The sequence below is a fragment of the Streptomyces siamensis genome (genome assembly GCF_039543605.1).
Taxonomy (GTDB): domain Bacteria; phylum Actinomycetota; class Actinomycetes; order Streptomycetales; family Streptomycetaceae; genus Streptomyces; species Streptomyces siamensis.
On sequence record NZ_BAABKB010000049.1, the window covers coordinates 1 to 507 of the forward strand.

Genomic DNA, 507 nt, shown 5'->3' on the forward strand with positions numbered 1-507 from the left:
AAGGCCTTCGCCCCCGCCCAAGTCCCCTTCTCCCTCCTGCACGTCGACACCGGACACAACTTCCCCGAGGTCCTGGAATACCGCGACCGCACCGTCCAACAACACGGACTGCGCCTGCACATCGCCTCCGTACAGGACTACATCGACCGCGGCATCCTGCGCGAACGCCCCGACGGCACCCGCAACCCCCTGCAGACCCTCCCCCTCACCGAGAAGATCCAGACCGAACGCTTCGACGCCGTCTTCGGCGGCGGCCGCCGCGACGAGGAAAAAGCCCGCGCCAAAGAACGCGTCTTCTCCCTGCGCGACGAATTCTCCCAGTGGGACCCCCGCCGCCAGCGCCCCGAACTGTGGCAGCTCTACAACGGCCGCCACGCCCCCGGCGAACACGTCCGCGTCTTCCCCCTGTCCAACTGGACCGAACTCGACGTGTGGCAGTACATCGCCCGCGAACACATCGAACTCCCCCAGATCTACTTCGCCCACCAGCGCGAGGTCTTCCAACGC

At 66.9% G+C, this 507-nt stretch carries 1 protein-coding gene; it reads left to right on the forward strand.

Annotated elements, in window-relative coordinates; genetic code table 11:
* Window positions 1-507: sulfate adenylyltransferase subunit CysD (gene cysD, locus ABEB03_RS43630; RefSeq protein WP_345658663.1), on the forward strand; the 507-nt coding region annotated here is incomplete at both ends.